The sequence below is a fragment of the Streptococcus sp. LPB0220 genome, assembly GCF_008727815.1.
GTDB lineage: Bacteria > Bacillota > Bacilli > Lactobacillales > Streptococcaceae > Streptococcus.
This window is the reverse complement of sequence record NZ_CP044230.1, coordinates 123,810-143,692: the sequence shown is the minus strand read 5'-3', so window position 1 is coordinate 143,692 and position 19,883 is coordinate 123,810. Positions and strand designations below refer to the sequence as shown.

The window sequence follows — 19,883 nt, the reverse complement described above, 5'->3', positions numbered from 1 at the left end:
TTTCTTCTATTCAATTGTTTATCATTTATAAACCGTATAGGGAGTCCCCTAAGATCAGTCGGGTGTGTTCCCGTTTGATACAGCGGTTCATGACGATATCTTCTCGTCCAGCTCCACGAAGGATTTCTTCTGCTTCTTGATTTTCCAGCTCCAATTGTGCCCAGAAAATTTTCGCATCCGTCTCAATAAAATCACGTGCCACATCTGGTAAAAACTCACTGCGACGGTATACATCGACGATATCTACTGGGAAAGGAATCTCCTGCAAGCTAGCATACACCGTTTCTCCAAGGATTTGCCCTCCAGCTGCGCGGGGGTTGACAGGAATAATCCGATAGCCCCGCTCTTGCATCTCCTTGCTGACACGATGACTGGTTGTGTCTTCACGATCAGATAATCCAACTACAGCGATGATCTTGCTCGTTTCTAGGTAATGTTTGATAATGCCATCACTAGGATTGCGAAATGAATAAGCCATAAGAATCTCCTTTTTGTGTTTCTTGTCTTAAGAATTTATATGATACTGGACGTGCTTGTACGACTGCCATTTTATTTGGCTTCATACCATGTTTTGCCTTCATTTTCATCGGCTTCCAGTGGTACTGCAAGCTCAATAGCGGATTCCATGGTCTCTTTGACGAGTTCTTTGATCGCTGCCAGTTCATCACTTGGTACTTGCAGAACGATTTCATCGTGGACCTGAAGGAGCATCTTGGTCTTGTATGCTCCTCTTTCTAGCGCTTGGTCCAAGTGGATCATGGCAATTTTCAAGATGTCTGCTGCCGATCCTTGGATTGGTGAGTTGATAGCTGTCCGCTCCGCAAACCCTCGAACATTGAAGTTGCGAGAATTGATATCTGGAATCTCCCGACGGCGCTTGAAGAGAGTCTCCACATAGCCTTTATCACGCGCTTCCCGTACCACTCTCTCCATATAGTCCTTGATGCCAGGGTAGCGTTCGAAGTAGGTCTCAATGTAGGCCTTGGCTTCTTTTCGACTGATCCCTAGGTTGTTAGACAGTCCAAAGTCGGAAATTCCATAAACCACACCGAAGTTTACTGCTTTTGCATTGCGACGGTCGTTCGGCGTCACGTCTTCTGGTTTTTCAATATTGAAAACGCGCATAGCAGTCGATGTATGGATATCTGCCCCATGTTTAAAGGCATCAATCAAATGCTCATCTCCCGAAATATGGGCCAAGACGCGCAATTCGATCTGTGAATAGTCTGAACTCAGCAAGACACTGTTTTCCTCTTCTGGGACAAAGGCCTTACGAATAAGGCGACCTTGTTCCAATCGGACAGGGATATTTTGCAAATTGGGATCCACGCTAGACAAACGGCCTGTCTGCGTCAAATCCTGTACATAGCGGGTATGGATCTTCCCATCTTCCAAAATCCAATCTTGAAGACCGATGACATAGGTCGACTGGATCTTAGCAATTTGGCGGTATTCAAGAATCTTAGACACAATCGGTGCAATTGGAGCCAGGCGTTCCAAGACATCAACGGCTGTTGAATAGCCGGTTTTGGTCTTCTTCGTATATTCAAGAGGGAGTTCCAATTTTTCAAAGAGGATGACACCCAATTGTTTTGGAGAATTGATGTTAAACTCTTCGCCTGCTAGCTCGTAGATTTCTTGGGTCAAGCGTTCCAAGACTGCTTCGTTTTCCGCCTGCATGTCTTCTAGGGTCTGGCGTTCTACCTTAATCCCTGCGATTTCCATCTTGGCCAAAACAGCTGCTAGTGGTTGCTCCATATCATAGAGCAAATCTAGCTGGTCATGGGCTTGCAACTGTTCCACCATGGGCTCTTCGGTATCCAGTAGAACAGCGACTTTCCGTGCCAAATGCTCTAATAGGACCGCCTTCTCTGGGATAGCTTTTTTGACTCCCTTGCCATAAACGACTTCGTCCAGCGGCAGCGCAATCTGACTATAGAGACTCGCAATGGTTGAAATTTCATTGTCCTCTACGGTCGACAAGAGATACTTGGCCAATCGACTGTCAAACGCGGGATTTTGAAGGGAAATGCCCAAGTGGCTGAGCAAGACCTTGGCCCGCTTGAAGTCATAGACCTTGAGGAGCGTTTTTTCGAGAAATTCTTTGAAAATCGGTGTTTGTAAAAGACCAGTATCTGTACTCGCGTAGAGCTGACCTTTGGTCCCCCATGCGAAACCGATGATGGGTTCCGTATGGTAATTGTCCCCAAAAATCTCAAAATGGAAGAAACTATCTTCCGTGAGCATATCTGAAGTGACTTGCTCGACTTCTGTATAGTCAATAGCTAAAGGAGCCGCTTCTTCTCCACTGAGATCCAAGGCTTGACGGAGTTGCTTAAAGCCCATCTCCTCATAAAACTTGGCGAGATTTTCTAGATGAGGGCCCGTATAGGTGATATCGTCAAGTCCAATTTCAATGGGCGCATTGGTATCGATGGTCGCAAGGGTCTTAGACAGATAGGCCTGCTCCTTGTCGTTGATGAGGTTTTCCTTCATCTTAGAAGCCTTCATCTCGTCGATATGCTCGTAAATGCCATCGAGAGAGCCGTATTCTAGGAGTAGTTTGATCCCGGTCTTTTCTCCGATCTTTGTGACACCTGGGATATTATCCGACTTATCTCCCATCAAGGCCTTGAGGTCGATAAATTGCTCGGGTGTCAGCCCCATCTTTTCTTTGAGGTAGGATGGAGTGAATTCCTCAAACTCCGCTACCCCTTTTTTAGAGATTTCAACCACCGTATTGTCATCTGTCAGCTGGATCAAATCCTTGTCCCCAGAGACAATGGTCACATCAAATGGCACCGAGCTAGTTTCTGCCATCTTATCTAGCGTCCCAATAATATCATCCGCTTCATACTGGGCCAGCTCATAATGGCGGATTCCCAAATGATCCAGTTGCTCACGAATGAAAGGAAACTGCTCACGGAACTCATCTGGAGTTTTTGCACGGCCCCCTTTGTAGTCGGCATACATCTCTGTCCGGAAGGTCGTCTTTCCTGCATCAAAAGCAACGAGGACATGGGTTGGTTGGATGCGCTCCAATAGATGGCTCAACATGAGGTTAAAGCCATAGACCGCATTGGTATGCAAACCATTGGCATTTTTGAAGCGATCAATTTGATGATAGAGTGCGAAAAAGGCACGAAAAGCGACGGAAGACCCGTCGATGAGTAGTAATTTATTCTTTTTTTCCATAGGCCTATTATACCACGAATCACAAGGTCTCTGGTACATAAAAACTCTACCCTTTCGGGTAGAGCCTTCTTTAGGAGTTTCTTATGAAAAATGAAGAGAAGTGTTTATTCGCCGTAACAAGAACCTTGTTGTGGCAATTTCTTAAAGCGTTTTGGATAATTGACTGAGATTTTCATTTTCTGTACCTCATTTCTTATTGGATGAGTACAGTATACAAGAGAAACCTAAACGATTCCTTATAGAAAGCTTCAAGAAAACTAAAAGCTGAGGCGCAAAACACGCGGTTGTTTTTTGCTACAAGCTGGTAACTGAAGATGGAGCCCTGTCTCATCTTGGCTCCAAGAAAGGGGCTGGCTTTCTCCAAGGAGCTCCACCTTTTGAATGCGCGCATGAAGAATTCTCGGTTGCTTGAGATCATAGGCGAGAGATGGCAAGGTCAGCTCTTCTGTCCTTCCACTTGGTTCCAGCTGGATGGCATAAAGAAAGCCATCACGCATGGTATAGCGGAAATCTTGGCTGGTATAGAGTGGTGCTTGTCCATCTGAGAAGGAACCTTCCTGGGCCTCGGTCGGTCCGTCCGATGACACCCGCCAAGGCCGGCTCTGATAAATGGCTTCTCCGTTTACCGCCAGCCAGTCCCCGATCTCTGTAAGGATGTCTTGATCTTGCTCAGGGATGGTACCATCTGCCTTGGGTCCAATATTGAGCAGAAGATTCCCATTTTTTGCCACAACATCAACTAAATTTTGCAACAATTCCTTGCTGGTCTTGTAGGCTAGATCCAGGGTATAGCACCAAGAATTACGGGCAATCGCAGTATCCATTTGCCACGGAAAGGCTTGCGTCTCTCCGTAGCCTCCCCGCTCCATCTCGACGATTCCTGAACCAAAAGGTAGGGCATCCTGTTTGTAACAAACGGCCACCTCGCGATCCTCTTGTGCTGCTAGATTGTAATAGTAAGCCAAAAAGCACATTAAGTAGGGACGGAAACTCTCATGCTGGATCCACCAATCGAAATAAAGGAGCTCTGGCTGATAATCCCGCACCAGTTCACAGGTTCGCAAGAGCCAGTCTTCCAAAAACTCTTCACTTGGATAGGGCTTGGAGGTGAGATCAAAATGATCCTTCGGTTCTGGCTCTGCTGGCCAATAGAGGCTGTCTCTTGGAACTTCTTGCAGAATATCACTGGCAAACTCCTTGCCATGTGAAAAGAAAAACTGGTGCTCTGCCCGGTGAGACGACGTACAGAAGTGTAGACCACGTTTTTCTGCTTCCACCCTCAGTTCTCCTAAGACATCTCGTCTCGGCCCCATTTCTAAGCTATTATAAGGCGAGAGAGTAGAGGCATACATCTGAAAACCATCGTGGTGCTCCGCAACTGGGAAAAGATACTGAGCGCCTGCTTTTTGAAAGAGATCCAGCCAAGATGCCGGATCAAATCGATCCGCTGTAAAGAGAGGAATGAGCTCCTTGTAACCAAAGCTAGCCTGATCTCCGAAATACTCTCGATGGTAGTCATAGCAAGGATTCCCTTGGATATACATATTTCGTGAATACCACTCCGAACCGAAGGCAGGTACACTGTAGACGCCCCAGTGGATAAATATTCCAAATTTAGCATCCCGATACCAGTCTGGACAGACTTGATGGCTAAGAGAGTCCCAGCTTGGTTCAAAAGGGCCTGACTGGACGACTTGATTAATCTCTTCAAGGCTTATCATTCTCTTCTCCTCTTTTCTTATTACTATCTCTATTGTATCGAGAAACCCTCGTTTGTAAAGATAAACGAGGGCAATGTTTAAAATAGTAGACAAAGAGCTTGATCTAGGAGAATCAAGCCAATTACAAATAGAATAGACCTGTTAGCCCTTCACTGCTTGAGAAATAAAATGAGCGACGGCGTCTGTCTCCCCTTGGTGGAGAGCCTTAACGATTTTAGATCCCACAATAACGCCATCTGAGACCTTGTTGAAACGGTGAATATCCTCCATGCTGGAAACTCCAAAACCTGTTAAAACAGGAATCGAAGCTATTTCGTGTAATTGGGCCAAGTGGTGATCCAAGTCATCTCGATAGCTACCAGCTTTCCCCGTCACTCCATTGACAGCAACGGCATAGATAAATCCTTCTGCATCATGGATCAATTTCTTCTGGCGCTCGATTCCTGTGGTTAAGCTCACTAGCGGCACCAAAGCGATGTCTTTATCCACTAAGAGAGGCTCTACCAGATCCGCATGCTCATGAGGAAGATCCGGAATAATCACTCCCTTGACCGCTGTTCCTTCTACAGCTCTAAAGAAGTTTTCGAGCCCATATTGGAACAAGGGGTTGAAATAGGTCATGATGACCAAAGGAACACTTGTCTTCAGACGCTGGATCGTTTGCACCAGTTCCTCTGTCGTCGTCCCATGGGCTAAACTTCGTAGTCCCGCCTCTTCAATCACAGGGCCATCTGCCACCGGATCCGAAAAAGGAATGCCAACCTCAATAGCTGAGACACCAAGCTCCTCCAAAAATTGGATGGTTTCCTGCAAACCTGCCAAGCCTTTTTCATGATCTCCTGCCATGATATAAGGAACAAAGATCCCTTGCTGCTGGTCTTTCAGCTTTTGTAAATGCTCTGTTAAGGTCTTTCCCATCTTACTCTCCCCTCTCTTGTTCTAGGCGGTCTTTGACTTGTACCACATCTTTGTCCCCACGACCTGATAAGCAAACGATCATAGATTTTTCAGGCCCCATTTCCTTGGCCAACTTCACCGCATAGGCGATAGCATGGCTCGATTCTAGAGCTGGAATGATTCCTTCTACTTTCGAAAGCAATTGAAAGGCTTCGAGTGCTTCTTGGTCTGTAACAGGCACATAGGTTGCCCGCTTGATGTCATGGAAATAAGAATGCTCCGGCCCAATTCCTGGATAATCGAGACCTGCTGAAATCGAGAAGGCTTCTAAAATCTGTCCATGGGCATCCTGTAACACATCCATCAAGGCGCCGTGAAGGACTCCCGGACGCCCCTTGGTCAAGGTTGCTGCATGCTGGTCTGTATCTACCCCAAGGCCAGCAGCTTCTGCCCCATACATGGCAACAGAGGTGTCCTCAACAAAAGGATAAAAGAGCCCAATGGCATTCGATCCGCCTCCTACACAGGCTAGGACGGCATCTGGTAGCGCACCATCATTTTGCTCTGCAAATTGGCGTTTGGCTTCTCGACCGATGACACTTTGAAAATCACGGACAATTTCTGGGAATGGATGAGGTCCTAGAGCAGAACCCATGATATAGTGGGTATCCTCCACATTTGCTACCCAAGCTCTAAGAGCAGCATTGACCGCATCCTTGAGGACACGCGACCCATCTGTTACTGATTGAACCTTGGCGCCCAACAATTCCATCCGAAAGACATTGAGAGCTTGGCGTTTGACATCTTCTTCCCCCATGTAGATGGTGCATTCCATATCAAATAAAGCAGCAGCCGTTGCCGTTGCAACACCGTGCTGTCCAGCCCCTGTTTCTGCGATGATCTTCTTTTTGCCCATCCGGTGTGCCAACAAAACCTGTCCTAGGGCATTATTAATTTTATGAGCCCCTGTGTGGTTGAGGTCTTCTCTTTTAAGAAAGATCTTGGCTCCACCGACATACTTGGTAAGATTTTTAGCGTAATAGAGCGGTGTTTCCCGACCGACATATTGTTTCAGAAGCTGATCCAATTCTGCTTGAAAAGAAGGATCTGCTTGACTTTCTCTGTAGGCTTCTTCTAATTCTAAAACTGCTGTCATCAAGGTTTCAGGGACAAATCGTCCCCCGAACCGCCCGTAAAATCCATTTTGATCTGGTTGTTTATATGCCATGCTTGACCCTTTCTATAAATCGTTTTATCTTTTCTTGATCTTTTTTTCCATTTGTCTCGACCCCACTGGATACATCCACCGCATAAGGATGAAAGAAGCAAATGGCATCTGTTACATTGTCTACCGTCAAGCCTCCTGCAATAAAGAAGGGCTTTGTGAAATTTTGGGTTTCGAGCTTTTGCCAGTCAAAAGTCTGCCCACTTCCTGCTACAGGAGCATCAAAGAGCAGATAATCGGCACTGGTCTCAGAAAGAGCTGTATCTTTCCCCACTTGAACAGCGCGAATCGTTTGTTGGGGAAACTCTTGCAAGATGGTTTCATCCATCGGTCCATGCACTTGTATCAGGTCCAAGCCCACAACTTGGCAAGCTTTCTCCACTTCTTCTCTTTGTGGTGATACAAAAACTCCGACTTTTTGAACCCCCTTTGGAATCCCTGTAGCCAACTGCCGGGCCTGCTCCAGCGTGACTTGCCGTTTGCTTGGTGCAAAAACAAAACCAATGTAATCCGCACCGGCCTCAACAGCGGTCTGGACGGCTTCTGGAGTGGATAGTCCGCAAATTTTAACCTTTGTCAATCTGCAACTCCTTTACCTTTTCAGCCACATTGTCTGCCTTCATGAGAGCTGTCCCAACGAGAATACCATTAAAATAAGGACCCAGCATGCGAGCATCTGCTGCTGTAAAAATAGCAGACTCCGAGATGTAAACCGGTTCTTGTTCAAAATTGGCCGCCAATTCAAGGCTAGTATGGAGATCTGTCTCAAAGGTCACCAAGTTGCGATTATTGACCCCTATGATCTGAGCCCCAATCCGGTGAGCCACCTCTAGTTCTGTCAGATTATGGGTCTCCACCAAGACCTCCAGGCCAAGATGGGTCGCAAACTCATAGAGCTCTTTCAGACGAGTCTCTGATAAGGCTGCAACAATCAACAAGATCACGGTTGCCCCTGCATTTCGCGCCCGAATTATTTGCTTTTCATCCACAATGAAATCTTTGTTGAGGGTGGGGATACGCACCTGACTAGATATTTCGCGGAGATACTCGATACTGCCCTTGAAAAACACTTCATCAGTCAAGACAGAAATCATCACGGCCCCATTTTCTTCGTAAATCTTAGCCTGCGCGACGATATCCACATCGACATGAATATCTCCCAGACTCGGGCTAGCCTTTTTCACCTCTGCGATGATCTGAAGCTTTTCTGGATGACTCTTTAGGTAATCATACAGGCGGTAGGTCTCGCGCAAAGGTTGGAGTTTCTCTTCTTTCATCGCAGCCACTTCACGCGCCTTTTCCTTTAGAATCTTTGGCAAGAATTCTTGACTCATTTTTGATACTCCTGTAATAATCTCAATTTCTCAAGGGCAGCCCCACTGGCAATCACTTCACGTGCCAAGGCAATCCCTTCCTTGATAGAATCTACCTTGCCATTGGCATAAAAACCAAGGCCAGCATTCAAGACCGTCACCTCTAAGAAGGGACTTGCTTCATTCTTCAAGACACTGAGCAAAATTTCCGCATTGCGTTTGGCGTCACCACCTCGTACTTGATCAATTTCAATGCGCTCCATTCCTATATCTTCTGGTTGAAAACTGGATAAAGTAACCTGTCCATCTTCCAGAATAGCGAGCTGGGTTTCTCCATCAAGGCCTGCCTCGTCCAAACCTTGTGGACCACTCACCACCACTGCGCGTTTCCTTCCCAAATTCTTTAGAATCTCCGCCGTACTTTCCAGCATATCTGGACGACTGGTTCCCAATAGCTGGGTTTCTAGAGGAATCGGATTGATAAGAGGACCGGTTAAGTTCATCACCGTTGGAACCCCTAGCGCCAAGCGAGCGGGCATAATATAGCGCATGCCAGGATGCAGATTTTTGGCAAATAGGAAGACAATTCCCGCCTTTTCAAACACTCGTCCCAAGTCTTCTGGACCCAAATCAAGGTTAATTCCTAGAGCTTCTAGTACATCCGCAGAACCGGATTTAGAAGAGATCGAACGATTTCCGTGTTTCGCCATCTTGATGCCACCACCAGCAAGGACGAAGGCAGCTGTTGTTGAAATATTGAAACTATAAGAACGATCGCCCCCCGTTCCACAATTGTCCATTGCTCCTTGAACTTCTGTAGGAATAGCGACTGCATAGGCCTGCATCACTTTTGCAATAGCCGTCCGCTCTTCAACCGTTTCTCCCTTCATTTTAAGACCTAGAAGAAGGGCCGTCACCTGTGCTTCTGAAGCACGACCAGCAACAACTTCCTCCATAGCAGCTTCTAACTCTGCACTGGTTAGATCCATTCCTTCCGCTACTTTTGCAAGCACTTGTTTCATCTTCCGCTCCTTGACTAGTTTGACAAAATTTTCGATGGTCTTGAGCCCATCTGGCGTCCCGATACTTTCTGGATGGTATTGAAAACCATAAATCGGTAAGCTACGGTGTTGAATTCCCATAATCGCTTGATCATCCGTCGTCCGAGAGGTAATGACAAAATCCTCTGGCATGGCTTCAATCGTCAGCGAATGGTAGCGCATGACTGGGACTTCTTTTGCGACACCCGCGTATAGAGGAGAGGGAGCTTCTAGCTGGATCTGGCTTTGTTTGCCATGCATGACCTGTGGTGCCAATCCCAAGCGCCCTCCAAAAACTTCTGCAATCGCTTGATGCCCCAAGCAAATCCCCAAGATTGGTTTGACTCCCGCGAAATCTCGTATCATCTCCTCCATCTCACCCGCATCCTTTGGCCAACCTGGACCTGGAGAAAAGACCAAGGCATCTGCTTCTTGGGCAACCTGGTACAAATCCGGATCATCATTTCGAAGCACCTGGACCTCATCAAATTTCCCGATATACTGCGCTAAATTGTAGGTAAATGAATCGTAATTATCGACTAATAAAATCATCCTTCTTCTCCAATCCTTGTCATCGATTTTGCCTTATTGACAGTTTCTTGGTATTCATTTTCAGCGATCGAATCATAAACGATTCCTGCTCCAGCCTGCACATAAGCCTTCTTATTTTTGAGGATCATGGTTCGTATCGCAATAGCAAAATCAAGATCCCCCGTCACAGAGAGATAGCCAATAGCCCCCGCATAGACCCCGCGTTTCTCTTTTTCAGCCTCATAGATCCGCTTCATGGCTCGAATCTTGGGAGCACCCGAAACGGTCCCCGCTGGAAGAGTTGCCTTCAGAGCCTCAATGGAGGCTAGTCCAGGAAGTAATTGCCCCTTGACCACACTCGTCAGGTGCATCACATAACGGAAGAATTCCACTTCCATATATTTGGTCACTTCAACCGACCCATTTTGAGCGATACGTCCAATATCGTTTCGCCCTAGATCCACCAACATCCGGTGTTCTGCGACTTCTTTTGGATCCCCTGCCAAATCAGCTGCCAATTGCCGATCAGCCTCTTCATCGATCCCTCTTGGGCGTGTGCCCGCAATGGGATTGGTTGTCACCACTCGATCCTTGACCGACACTAGACTTTCTGGACTGGCACCGATAATTTGGTACTCCCCAAAATCATAAAAGTAGAGATAATTCGAAGGGTTGGTCACGCGCAAATTGCGGTAATAATCCAATGGTTTACCTGAAAAATCAGCTGAAAAACGTTGACTGAGCACGCATTGGAACATATCCCCTTTTCGAATATAGTCCCGCGCTAGGGCCACCATTTCCTCAAACTCTTTTTGCTCCAAATGATTGTGGAAATGAAGTGCATGCAGGTCCTTGTCCTGAAACTCTTCTTTTGCAGGTCTTGCCAATTGTGCTAATACTTGCTCCAAGCTCGATGCTTGCTCTGCTTCACTCCGTCCACTATAGAGGTTCTCTTCCACCACATAGACCTTTTCCTTTTTGTGATCAAAAATCACATAGCTCTCATATAAGAAAAAGTGAAGATCTGGTGTGCCAATCGTATCTTCAGGAATGGAACCAATGTTCTCATAGAGGCCAATCAAGTCATAGCCGACAAATCCAATCGCCCCACCGTTAAAAGGAAGCTCTTCAGAAGTTCTCGTTTTGACCGTGATGCGGTTCAAAAAGTCTAAAGGATCCTCTTCAACAATTTGATCATTGTAATAGAGGACGCCATGTTCAAACTTGACTTCACTGACTGGCCGATAGGCTACAATTGAAAAACGCGCATTCTCTTTTTCACGAGGAATTGACTCTAAGATCATTTTATGGGGCGCATCCAAACGCATATAAGCCAAAATTGGACTCAACACATCAGCAGATAAAACTTTTTTCATATCAGAAACCTCTCTTCTAGAACTCTTTTATTCTAATAAATTCAACCGCACCTTGGCTTGCTAAGGCGATCAAGGGTATCCCATCGCTCTATTTGCGCTTTGGGATCTATGTGCCTAAGCTCGCTTCGCTTGCTAAACACATAGAAAAGCCCTCACACAAAAAACTGTGTGAGGGCGTGTTGTCCGCGGTGCCACCTCTTTTATAGGGAAAAATAGCTGGTCTTTCCCTACATCTCTATCTCCTCTATCAAGGAGTTGCACGGTAAGGGGTGCCAACCGAATTCACATGGGTTAGAATTCATTAATCATAACAGTCCAATTTTCATCAGTCGCTATTGCTTGTTCGCAATTCCCACAAGCTCCCTGAAAATAGCTGACTCATTACTTTTCTGTTGCTACCATTATAACCCTTTTTCTTAGAAAGTCAATAAAATTTTTAGTCTTTTTTTATACTTTTTCTACACTTATTTAATAAAATCAGCTCAAAGAGCCCTAGCGTCCCGTCCTTTTTATCCCAACAATAGGATACTCAATAAAGCTAAAATTGCAGGACCACCTTGGGTCAAGATAATCTTTTTATTGGCTGTCATCGCACCGTAGGCTGCAGCTCCAATAATAAAAAGCACAAAAATCGTAACAACTTCACTATTTTTAGAGACAAACAATCCATACAAGAGGAACACCCCAATCAAGGCATTGTATATCCCTTGATTCTTAAATAAAGAGGTCACAGATGGGCGAGCGAGTTCTTCTTTATCCATGTTGAAAACCCGACTTGTGGTATCAGATGTGGTTCTGATGCTCTCCAAATAAAAAATATACAAATGCTCCAGTGCAGCAAGACTTGCTAAAATAATCGTCAGTAATGACATCGTAGATTCTCCTTTTTATTCAACTGTTATTTGTTCAATGCCAGATACTAATTTGTCCAGCAGGTAAGAAAATTGCTCTTGTTCTTGAGCAGTCAAAATCCGACTCATCTGTTCTTTCACCGCCACATGATGGCGAGGGGGATGTTTGACCAAACGATTATAGGCCGTATCCGTCAAATGAATTAGGATTTCCCGCTGATTCTTTGGATTTCGACTCCGATGGACAAATCCTTCCTTTTCTAATATTTTGAAATGCCGGGTTAAAGCCGCTGGATCAATCTGCAAGCGTTCCTGAACCGCGATCTGATTGCAAGGCGCTTGTTCTAATAAATCCTGCAAAATTTGATAACGTGTTAAGCTAATCCCTAGTCGCTTTTCAAATAACTGTGTAGTCGATTGATCTGCCAAACGTAGTTGGTAGAGCAAATCATTTATTTCTGCCATGTCCCTTCCTCTATTCTTTTTTGATAAATCAATAATTGACTAGTCAATTATAAAACATTTCATATCCTCTTGCAAGAAAAAGAGCTTGTACTGTTTTTTCACACAAAAAAAGCCGCCTGATTTGGCGACTCTTAGGGAGATTATTATGAAAAAGAAAAGTTTTAGGATTTTTCTAAACAAAGTTAGGAGGTCTTTGTTTATGGTTCTATTATAGCGGACATTTCTTAAAGAAAGCTTACGACTTTATTTCAAAATGAAAACAAATTCTTTACAGATTCTTTTCAGCGTTTAAAATACCTGGGATATCTAGTAAGGTGTTCATCTGATGATTGCCTTGATAGTCAGACGTCAAGAAATTGATACTCTGAATCTGGCTATTTCTTGCAAAGTCAATATCCAGGCTCCGATCCCCAATATAGTAGGTATTTTCTGGCTCCAACCCGTACTTCTCCATCAGATACATGGCAGCTTCTGGGTCAGGCTTGCGGGAAAAACCACTTTGACTGGTCAAAATCTCTGTAAAAAAAGATTCCAAACCCAAGTCCCGCAGGATGACAAAGGCATTCTCTCCCTTATGGGTATAGACAAACTGCTCAATTCCAGATTCTTGTCCCCAAGATAGGATATCACGCGCCCCATCCATCAGAAGGACCTGGGCATTTTTCTCTGCTAGACTTTCTGCTCGGCGATGATTCAAGTCCGTCACATCCAGATGATACTCCTCCGCCACAGCTACTAAAAGATCTTGAACCGAATGCTTCAAGATGTAATCTTTAATGCTAGCCCGGTCAAACGGAAGCTGATAAGATGCATAAGTCTCCTCAAGACCTGCCAGAATAGCATCATAGGAATCCAGCAAGGTTCCGTCCAAATCCCAAATAAAGGCTCGTTTTGTCATTTTTTCTTCTCTCCTACTTTTCGTCTATATAGCTGACTCAAAAATAGCCAACGAAAACCATTGTCGAGCAGTGTCCCAGTCCAGACACCTGGAAGGCCAAAGCCAAGAGTTACTCCAAGCAGATAACCGGCTCCAATTCGAATGACCCACATGCCAATCGTCGTTGCATAAAATGGAAGTTTCCCATTTCCCAACCCTTGCCAAACAGCTGTATAGATGACCGTTCCTGCTGTAAACGGCGTTCCCAACAAAGAAAAGAGGACAACCGACAGGCTAGCTTCTACCGCTTTCACATCTTGTGTGTAGAGATAGGTCAGAAGGGTGCCCCCAAAAAAGATTCCCAAGGCAATGGGTAACATGAACACGAAGGACAAGCAGTAAGACTGCTTTCGAAGGCGGGCAATCTGCTCAAGATCACCTTCACCCAGGCTCCGTGCTACGAGCATGACCGTCGCTGTGGCCACCCCAAACACAGGCATGTAGTTAAACTGGGTCAAGGTCTCTCCGATAGCATTTCCTGCGACTGCCTCGGTCCCAAAAGCAACCACGATCGCAATGATCACCACATCTCCAGCTCGCATCATCAGCCGCTCTCCGGCAGCTGGAAGTGCTAAGTTCAAGAGCTTACGATCCAATCCCCAACGAAGAGGTGCAAAGGGTAACTGGACCTTTCGCCACAAGAGGATGACGCCCACCAGACGGGCCAGCACTGTCCCTAAGGCCGCACCGACAATCCCCCAGCCAAAAAGGAAAATGGCCACAGAGGAGAATAGAGCGTTTAATAGATTGGTCAACAGGCTCACATACATAGGAAGACGTGGATTGTTGGCCACCCGAACCAAGGAGCCCAAGGTCGTCATCAATCCTAAGAGAACTATGGTCCCGCCAACCAAGGAAAGGTAAATCCCCCCACTTTCGGCTACTGCAGCTTCAGTCCCCAACAGCGAAATCATCTGGCGTCCAAATAACAGCGAAGCCCCTCCTAGGAGAGCACTCAACAACAAGGTCACCTTTAGTGACTCTGTCGCATGGTAGGCAATGTTGGCTTGATTTTTTTCACCCAAGCTTTTGGACATGACACTGGCAACTGCCGCACCCAGTGCCAAAAAGATGGCTTGATAGATGGTGATGATATTGCCTGCGACGGAAACACCCGAGATGGCAATCAAGCCCAGGTGAGCCACTAAATAAGAGTCCACCATGCCCATCAGCATTTGTAAGAAATTTTCACCCATGGCAGGAAGGGCGATATTTAAGATTTTTTTGTATGAATTCATGAGTATATAAAAGAGCCAAACGGCTCTTTTGATCTTTCTAATACAGAGAATTAAAGTCCCAAGTAGTCTTCTACGGCTGCTTGCATGTCTTTGGCTGCCACGCTTGTACGATGGCGAACCGGTGCAGTTTCAAGGCCGTCTACAGCCGGTGGTACAGGAACACCTGAAAGTGTGTGTAATTTAGCCAAGGCTTCGAAATCGCCTAGACCTGTCTCGCCTGTCACCGCTTCTACTGCTACAACAGGGAATTTGTAAGGACTTGCTGTAGAGGCAATGACTGTTTTAGCAGTATCCCCTGTTTGGGTCCGGTATTTTTGATAAACGGCTGATGCTACAGCTGTATGAGGGTCTTCGATGTAATCAGACGCTTCATAGACCCGCTTGATCTCTGCAGCAGTTTCTGATTCATCTGCATATGCAGCCGCAAACAAATCTAAGATATCTGCATCAAAGTCGGACAATTGGTATTGACCTGTTGCAACGAGACTTTCCATCAACTCTTTGGTCTTTGTGGCATCATTGCCTACCAAGTGGAAGATCAAGCGTTCCAAGTTTGAAGAGACCAAAATATCCATCGATGGACTAGTGGTTACTTTGAACTCACGTTTCTTATCATAGACGCGTGTTTTAAAGAAGTCTGTCAAAACATTGTTCTCGTTTGAGGCACAGATCAATTTTCCAACTGGAAGACCGATTTGTTTGGCATAGAAAGCTGCCAAGATATTCCCAAAGTTCCCTGTTGGAACGGTGAAGTTGACTTTTTCTCCAGCTGTGATTTGACCTGTCTTCACCAATTGCGCGTAGGCATATACGTAATAAACAATTTGAGGCACCAAACGGCCGATATTCATGGAGTTGGCTGATGAGAATTGCATCTTGTTGGCTGCCAATTTTTCACGTAGTTCAACATCGTTGAACATATGTTTGACATTGGTTTGAGCATCGTCAAAGTTTCCATCGATCGCGATGACATGAGTATTGTCCCCAGTCTGAGTCGTCATTTGCAACTCTTGTACCTTGCTGACACCGTCTTTTGGATAAAAGACAATAATTTCAGTACCTGGAACATCGGCAAAACCTGCCATGGCAGCTTTACCAGTGTCCCCGGATGTCGCTGTCAAGATGACGATTTTATTTTCCAGACCGTGCTTCTTGGCAGCTGTCGTCATAAAGTAAGGCAAGATCGACAAAGCCATATCTTTAAAGGCAATGGTTGAACCGTGGAAAAGTTCCAAGTTGTATTGGCCATCGAGTTTGACAAGAGGCGCAATGACTGGTGTATCAAACTTGCTATCATAGGCGTTAGTAATACAGTAGTCCAACTCTTCTGCTGTAAAGTCATCCAAAAAAGCTGACAAAACAAGCTTAGCCACTTCTTGGTAAGACGCGTCTTTGAGGGTATCAAAATCCAGCTCCACTTGAGGATAAGAGACCGGAGTAAACAAACCGCCATCTGTCGCCAATCCTTGAAGGATGGCTTGACTAGCTGTTACAGTATTTTTTTCATCTCGTGTTGATTGGTAAACTAATGTCATGACTGTTTCATTCCTTTACTAGTAGTCTTCTCATTATATCATAAATGTCAGAAAATTTAACGGCTTTTCGCCAAATCTTGGCAAAGGTCGGCAAACAGAATCAAGATAAAAGAGAGCAGGAGCAACCATTTTGCCCCTACTCCCAGATAAATCTTGTCTACCCTTGTCTTTCCCGTTCGATCAAGCCAATCCCAACTCTGCTAAAACAGATGGGAAGTCTTTCTTCAAGCTTTCAAGAGCTACCGTTACTTCTTGACGAGTTTGGTTGTTTTTCACAGTGACTTGACCACTTTCAACCTCACTGCTTCCTAAGGTAATCAAGGTTTTGGCCGCAAAGACATCTGCTGACTTAAATTGTGCCTTGAGCTTACGTCCAAGATAGTCACGTTCTGCCTTGAAACCTTGGATTCGAAGGGCTTGAACCAAGCTAAGCGCTGCTTCATTGGCCTCATCTCCTAGAACGGCAATATAAGCATCTAATCCTGTTTCGATCGGTAATTCAATGCCTTTCTTTTCAAGAACGAGAAGGATCCGTTCCACACCGATACCAAAGCCAAAACCAGCTGTCGCAGGACCACCGAAGTATTCCACCAAACCATCATAGCGACCACCCGCACAGACTGTCAATTCATTGCCTTCAATTTCTGTAATGAACTCAAAAATCGTGTGGTTGTAGTAATCCAAGCCACGCACCATATTGGTATCGATGACATAGGCTACCCCCAAGTCTTCCAACATCCGACGAACCGCATCAAAATGCGCTTGGCTTTCTTCATCTAGATAGTCTAGGATGGAAGGAGCCTGTTCAACCGCTGCCTTGTCTTCTTTTTCTTTTGAATCCAAAACACGAAGCGGATTTTCTTCTAAGCGACGTTGGCTGTCCTTAGACAATTGATCCTTCATTGGCAAGAGGTAATCAATCAAGGCTTGACGATAAGCTTGACGACTGGCAGGGCTTCCCAAGGTGTTCAAGTGCAAGGTTACATTGTCAATTCCCAATTCTTTCAGGAATTGCGCTGCCATGGCAATGGTTTCGACATCCGTTGCAGGATTGCTCGATCCAAAGCATTCTACCCCAATTTGGTGGAATTGACGCAAACGACCTGCTTGAGGACGTTCGTAGCGGAACATTGGGCCTATGTAATAGAACTTACTTGGTTTTTGTACCTCAGGCGCAAAGAGTTTATTTTCTACATAGGAGCGGACAACAGGAGCTGTTCCTTCTGGACGAAGCGTGATATGACGGTCTCCCTTATCATAGAAGTCATACATTTCTTTGGTAACGATATCCGTCGTATCCCCTACTGAACGGCTGATGACTTCATAATGTTCGAAGATCGGTGTGCGGATTTCATCATAATTGTATCGCGCAAAGACCTTGCGTGCAAAGCCTTCTACATATTGCCATTTCGCTGAATCGCCAGGAAGGATATCCTGGGTCCCTTTTGGTTTTTGTAATTTCATAGCCTTCATCCTTTGTCTTACTTTTGCCTCTATTTTACCACAAATTCGAAGAGAAATGGAGACTGGACCGAATTTCCTTCGTTCGACACGTTCAAATCGTCTTTCTCTTCTTGCCTTATCAGCCGAATTATGAGAAAATGGAAGCCATACTACACTGAAAGGATCTTGCGATGAGAGAGGATATCAAAATCAATGACCGCGCCCTGGCACTAGAGAAGTCGTTAATCGAAAAATTGGAGCTTGTATTTGATACCGATGTTGAGTTAGATGTCTATAACCTAGGACTGATCTACGAGATCCATCTAGATGAAACCGGCACTTGCAAGGTGGTTATGACCTTTACCGATACGGCTTGTAGCTGTGCTGAGAGCCTTCCGATCGAAATCGTTTCGCGCCTCAAGGAAATCGAGGGGATCGAAGATGTCAAGGTTGAAGTGACTTGGTCACCCGCTTGGAAAATTACACGAATCAGCCGATACGGACGTATCGCCCTTGGTCTTCCACCACGATAACAATCATTACAATTTAATAAACGCAGTCAACTAATGAAGGAAAGCCTCTTTGGAAATCCAATCCATCATAAAAAAACGAGGAACACCAACTCTGCCATCAGAGTTTGTTCCTCGTTTTTATAATGTTTAAATCCATTCAAACTTGTTCACTACCAGAATGGACTAAGCCTCATCAACTTTTGGTTCTGGAAGGATTTGATACAACACAATCCCAAGAATGGTTGACGTTGCCACACCCGTGATTTGGAGACCACCGAGGTCAATCATCAAACCACCGATCCCTGATACTAAGATCACACTTGCAATCAAGAGATTCTTTTTATTATCAAAATCAATCTTATGTTCAACTAAAATTTTCAAACCACTAGCAGCGATAACCCCAAAGAGGGCAATAGACAAACCTCCCAATACAGGAGTTGGAATAGAGTGCAAGAGTGCTGATAGCTTCCCAATAAAGCTCATGACAACCGCAATCACTGCTGCGCCTGAAATAACGTAAACTGAGTAGACCTTACTAAGGGCCATCACCCCAATGTTTTCCCCATAAGAAGTTACCGGAGGAGCTCCAAAGAATCCAGCAATAATCTGTGCCAAGCCATCACCAGTAAGCGTATGGTCAAGCCCTGGATCCTTGAAGTAATCACGCTCAGTCAAACTATTTAAAACCATGAGGTGGCCAAAATGTTCCGTCATGGTCACAAAGGCAATCGGAGCCATGGTCAAAATCGCACTTGGATAGAGCTTAAAGCTATAATCCACAAATGGAATGTCAAAGTTTGGAACTTGAATCCAATGCGCCGCACTTACCTCTGAGAAATTGACAAAACTATGTCCTGTCATCAAACCAAGAGCCAATGAGAAAATATAGCCCACAATTAATCCAAGTAAAATTGGGACGACACCGACAATCTTCTTGCCATACATGTTAAAGAGGATAACCGCAAAGAGGGTCACCATCGAAATCAATAGAGCATAACCACTATAGCTTTTATTTAAGGTTGTCGCATCAGTGACTGCATTTGCCGCAAGATTCAAACCAATTACCATGATAATGGGACCAACCACGATTGGTGGAAGGACCTTATTAATCCAATCTTTACCCGCATACTTAACAATCAGAGCTACAAACAAGTAGACAAAACCACCCGCCATGGCACCTTGGGCAACTGCTGCGATTCCATCTGTCTTCATCAACATCTGCATAGCAGCAATATAAGCAAAACTAGACCCCATATAAGCAGGAATCTTATACTTGGTCACGGTTAAGTGAGCCAAGGTTCCCAAACCAGATGAGAAGAGAGCAATGGCAGGATCAATTCCAACCAAAATCGGCACCAGTACTGTCGCCCCAAACATGGCAAACAAATGCTGGAAAGATAAACCAACCAATAAACCAGGTTTTGGCATTTCATTCACATCATATTTAACGTCATTCACGATCGTAAAAACCTCCTAAAATTAAGATGCGATAAGCTATGGCTGAACAAAAACGTCTACCTTCGATGACCAAATCGTAAGGGAGTGCTTCATGCTCCATCATCGACGATTTCTTTTTTATCAAACCACTTTTCAATATACAAAAA

General features: G+C 45.2%; 17 protein-coding genes and 1 pseudogene. 1 reads left to right on the top strand and 17 read right to left on the bottom strand.

All coding sequences use genetic code 11. From position 1 onward, the window contains the following. Positions 1 to 25 precede the first annotated feature (25 nt). The 16 genes and pseudogenes from LPB220_RS00800 to hisS form a co-directional block, all read right to left on the bottom strand. Positions 26 to 478, bottom strand: coding sequence for a CoA-binding protein (locus LPB220_RS00800; protein ID WP_021154247.1), 453 nt, complete (start codon positions 476 to 478; stop codon positions 26 to 28). A 71-nt stretch (positions 479 to 549) separates the two neighbouring features. Further along, complete coding sequence (polA, locus tag LPB220_RS00795) at positions 550 to 3,195, bottom strand: DNA polymerase I (protein WP_150905097.1); 2,646 nt, start codon at positions 3,193 to 3,195, stop codon at positions 550 to 552. Between the two features lie 257 nt (positions 3,196 to 3,452). Beyond that, positions 3,453 to 4,916 (bottom strand): alpha-L-fucosidase, encoded by a 1,464-nt coding sequence (locus LPB220_RS00790; protein WP_150905095.1) that lies wholly within the window; start codon positions 4,914 to 4,916, stop codon positions 3,453 to 3,455. Between the two features lie 141 nt (positions 4,917 to 5,057). Next, entirely contained in the window at positions 5,058 to 5,834 is a 777-nt protein-coding gene (gene trpA, locus LPB220_RS00785; protein ID WP_150905093.1) for a tryptophan synthase subunit alpha, read from the bottom strand. A 1-nt stretch (position 5,835) separates the two neighbouring features. Beyond that, positions 5,836 to 7,041, bottom strand: a complete 1,206-nt coding sequence (trpB, locus tag LPB220_RS00780; protein ID WP_150905091.1) for a tryptophan synthase subunit beta — start codon at positions 7,039 to 7,041, stop codon at positions 5,836 to 5,838. After that, positions 7,031 to 7,618 (bottom strand): phosphoribosylanthranilate isomerase, encoded by a 588-nt coding sequence (locus LPB220_RS00775; RefSeq protein WP_150905089.1) that lies wholly within the window; start codon positions 7,616 to 7,618, stop codon positions 7,031 to 7,033. The genes trpB and LPB220_RS00775 overlap by 11 nt, the downstream gene beginning before the upstream one ends. Continuing rightward, positions 7,605 to 8,372: an indole-3-glycerol phosphate synthase TrpC gene (gene trpC / locus LPB220_RS00770; RefSeq protein WP_150905087.1), complete on the bottom strand. Its 768-nt coding sequence runs from the start codon at positions 8,370 to 8,372 to the stop codon at positions 7,605 to 7,607. The genes LPB220_RS00775 and trpC overlap by 14 nt, the downstream gene beginning before the upstream one ends. Then, the gene (gene trpD, locus LPB220_RS10920; RefSeq protein ID WP_229060287.1) at positions 8,369 to 9,373 is read right to left on the bottom strand and encodes an anthranilate phosphoribosyltransferase; all 1,005 of its coding nucleotides are present in this window, start codon (positions 9,371 to 9,373) and stop codon (positions 8,369 to 8,371) included. Before trpD ends, trpC begins: the two co-directional genes overlap by 4 nt. A gap of 9 nt (positions 9,374 to 9,382) precedes the next feature. After that, positions 9,383 to 9,943 (bottom strand): annotated as a pseudogene (locus tag LPB220_RS10915) (aminodeoxychorismate/anthranilate synthase component II); the annotation flags it as partial. Next, a complete protein-coding gene (gene trpE / locus LPB220_RS00760; RefSeq protein WP_150905083.1) occupies positions 9,940 to 11,298 on the bottom strand; it encodes an anthranilate synthase component I in 1,359 nt (452 codons plus the stop codon). The gene trpE and the pseudogene LPB220_RS10915, both read right to left, overlap by 4 nt. Before the next feature lie 509 nt (positions 11,299 to 11,807). Beyond that, a complete protein-coding gene (locus LPB220_RS00755; RefSeq protein WP_003009544.1) occupies positions 11,808 to 12,170 on the bottom strand; it encodes a DUF1304 domain-containing protein in 363 nt (120 codons plus the stop codon). 15 nt (positions 12,171 to 12,185) lie between these two features. Further along, entirely contained in the window at positions 12,186 to 12,614 is a 429-nt protein-coding gene (locus tag LPB220_RS00750) for a MarR family winged helix-turn-helix transcriptional regulator (protein ID WP_003009542.1), read from the bottom strand. Between the two features lie 268 nt (positions 12,615 to 12,882). Continuing rightward, positions 12,883 to 13,512 carry an HAD-IA family hydrolase gene (locus LPB220_RS00745; protein WP_150905081.1) on the bottom strand — a complete coding sequence of 210 codons (630 nt, stop codon included), beginning with the start codon at positions 13,510 to 13,512 and terminating at the stop codon, positions 12,883 to 12,885. Beyond that, positions 13,509 to 14,789, bottom strand: coding sequence for an MATE family efflux transporter (locus tag LPB220_RS00740; RefSeq protein WP_150905079.1), 1,281 nt, complete (start codon positions 14,787 to 14,789; stop codon positions 13,509 to 13,511). Before LPB220_RS00740 ends, LPB220_RS00745 begins: the two co-directional genes overlap by 4 nt. Before the next feature lie 50 nt (positions 14,790 to 14,839). Then, on the bottom strand, positions 14,840 to 16,324 hold the full coding sequence (thrC, locus tag LPB220_RS00735) for a threonine synthase (protein WP_150905077.1): 1,485 nt from the start codon (positions 16,322 to 16,324) through the stop codon (positions 14,840 to 14,842). 180 nt (positions 16,325 to 16,504) lie between these two features. Next, positions 16,505 to 17,788 carry a histidine--tRNA ligase gene (hisS, locus tag LPB220_RS00730; RefSeq protein WP_150905075.1) on the bottom strand — a complete coding sequence of 428 codons (1,284 nt, stop codon included), beginning with the start codon at positions 17,786 to 17,788 and terminating at the stop codon, positions 16,505 to 16,507. Between the two features lie 170 nt (positions 17,789 to 17,958). Here hisS and LPB220_RS00725 point away from each other — a divergent pair, with 170 nt between their 5' ends. Further along, on the top strand, positions 17,959 to 18,300 hold the full coding sequence (locus LPB220_RS00725) for a metal-sulfur cluster assembly factor (RefSeq protein ID WP_150905073.1): 342 nt from the start codon (positions 17,959 to 17,961) through the stop codon (positions 18,298 to 18,300). A 162-nt stretch (positions 18,301 to 18,462) separates the two neighbouring features. Here the strand turns inward: LPB220_RS00725 and LPB220_RS00720 are convergent, their stop codons facing one another. Further along, positions 18,463 to 19,737: a uracil-xanthine permease family protein gene (locus tag LPB220_RS00720; RefSeq protein ID WP_150905071.1), complete on the bottom strand. Its 1,275-nt coding sequence runs from the start codon at positions 19,735 to 19,737 to the stop codon at positions 18,463 to 18,465. Between the last annotated feature and the right edge of the window lie 146 nt (positions 19,738 to 19,883).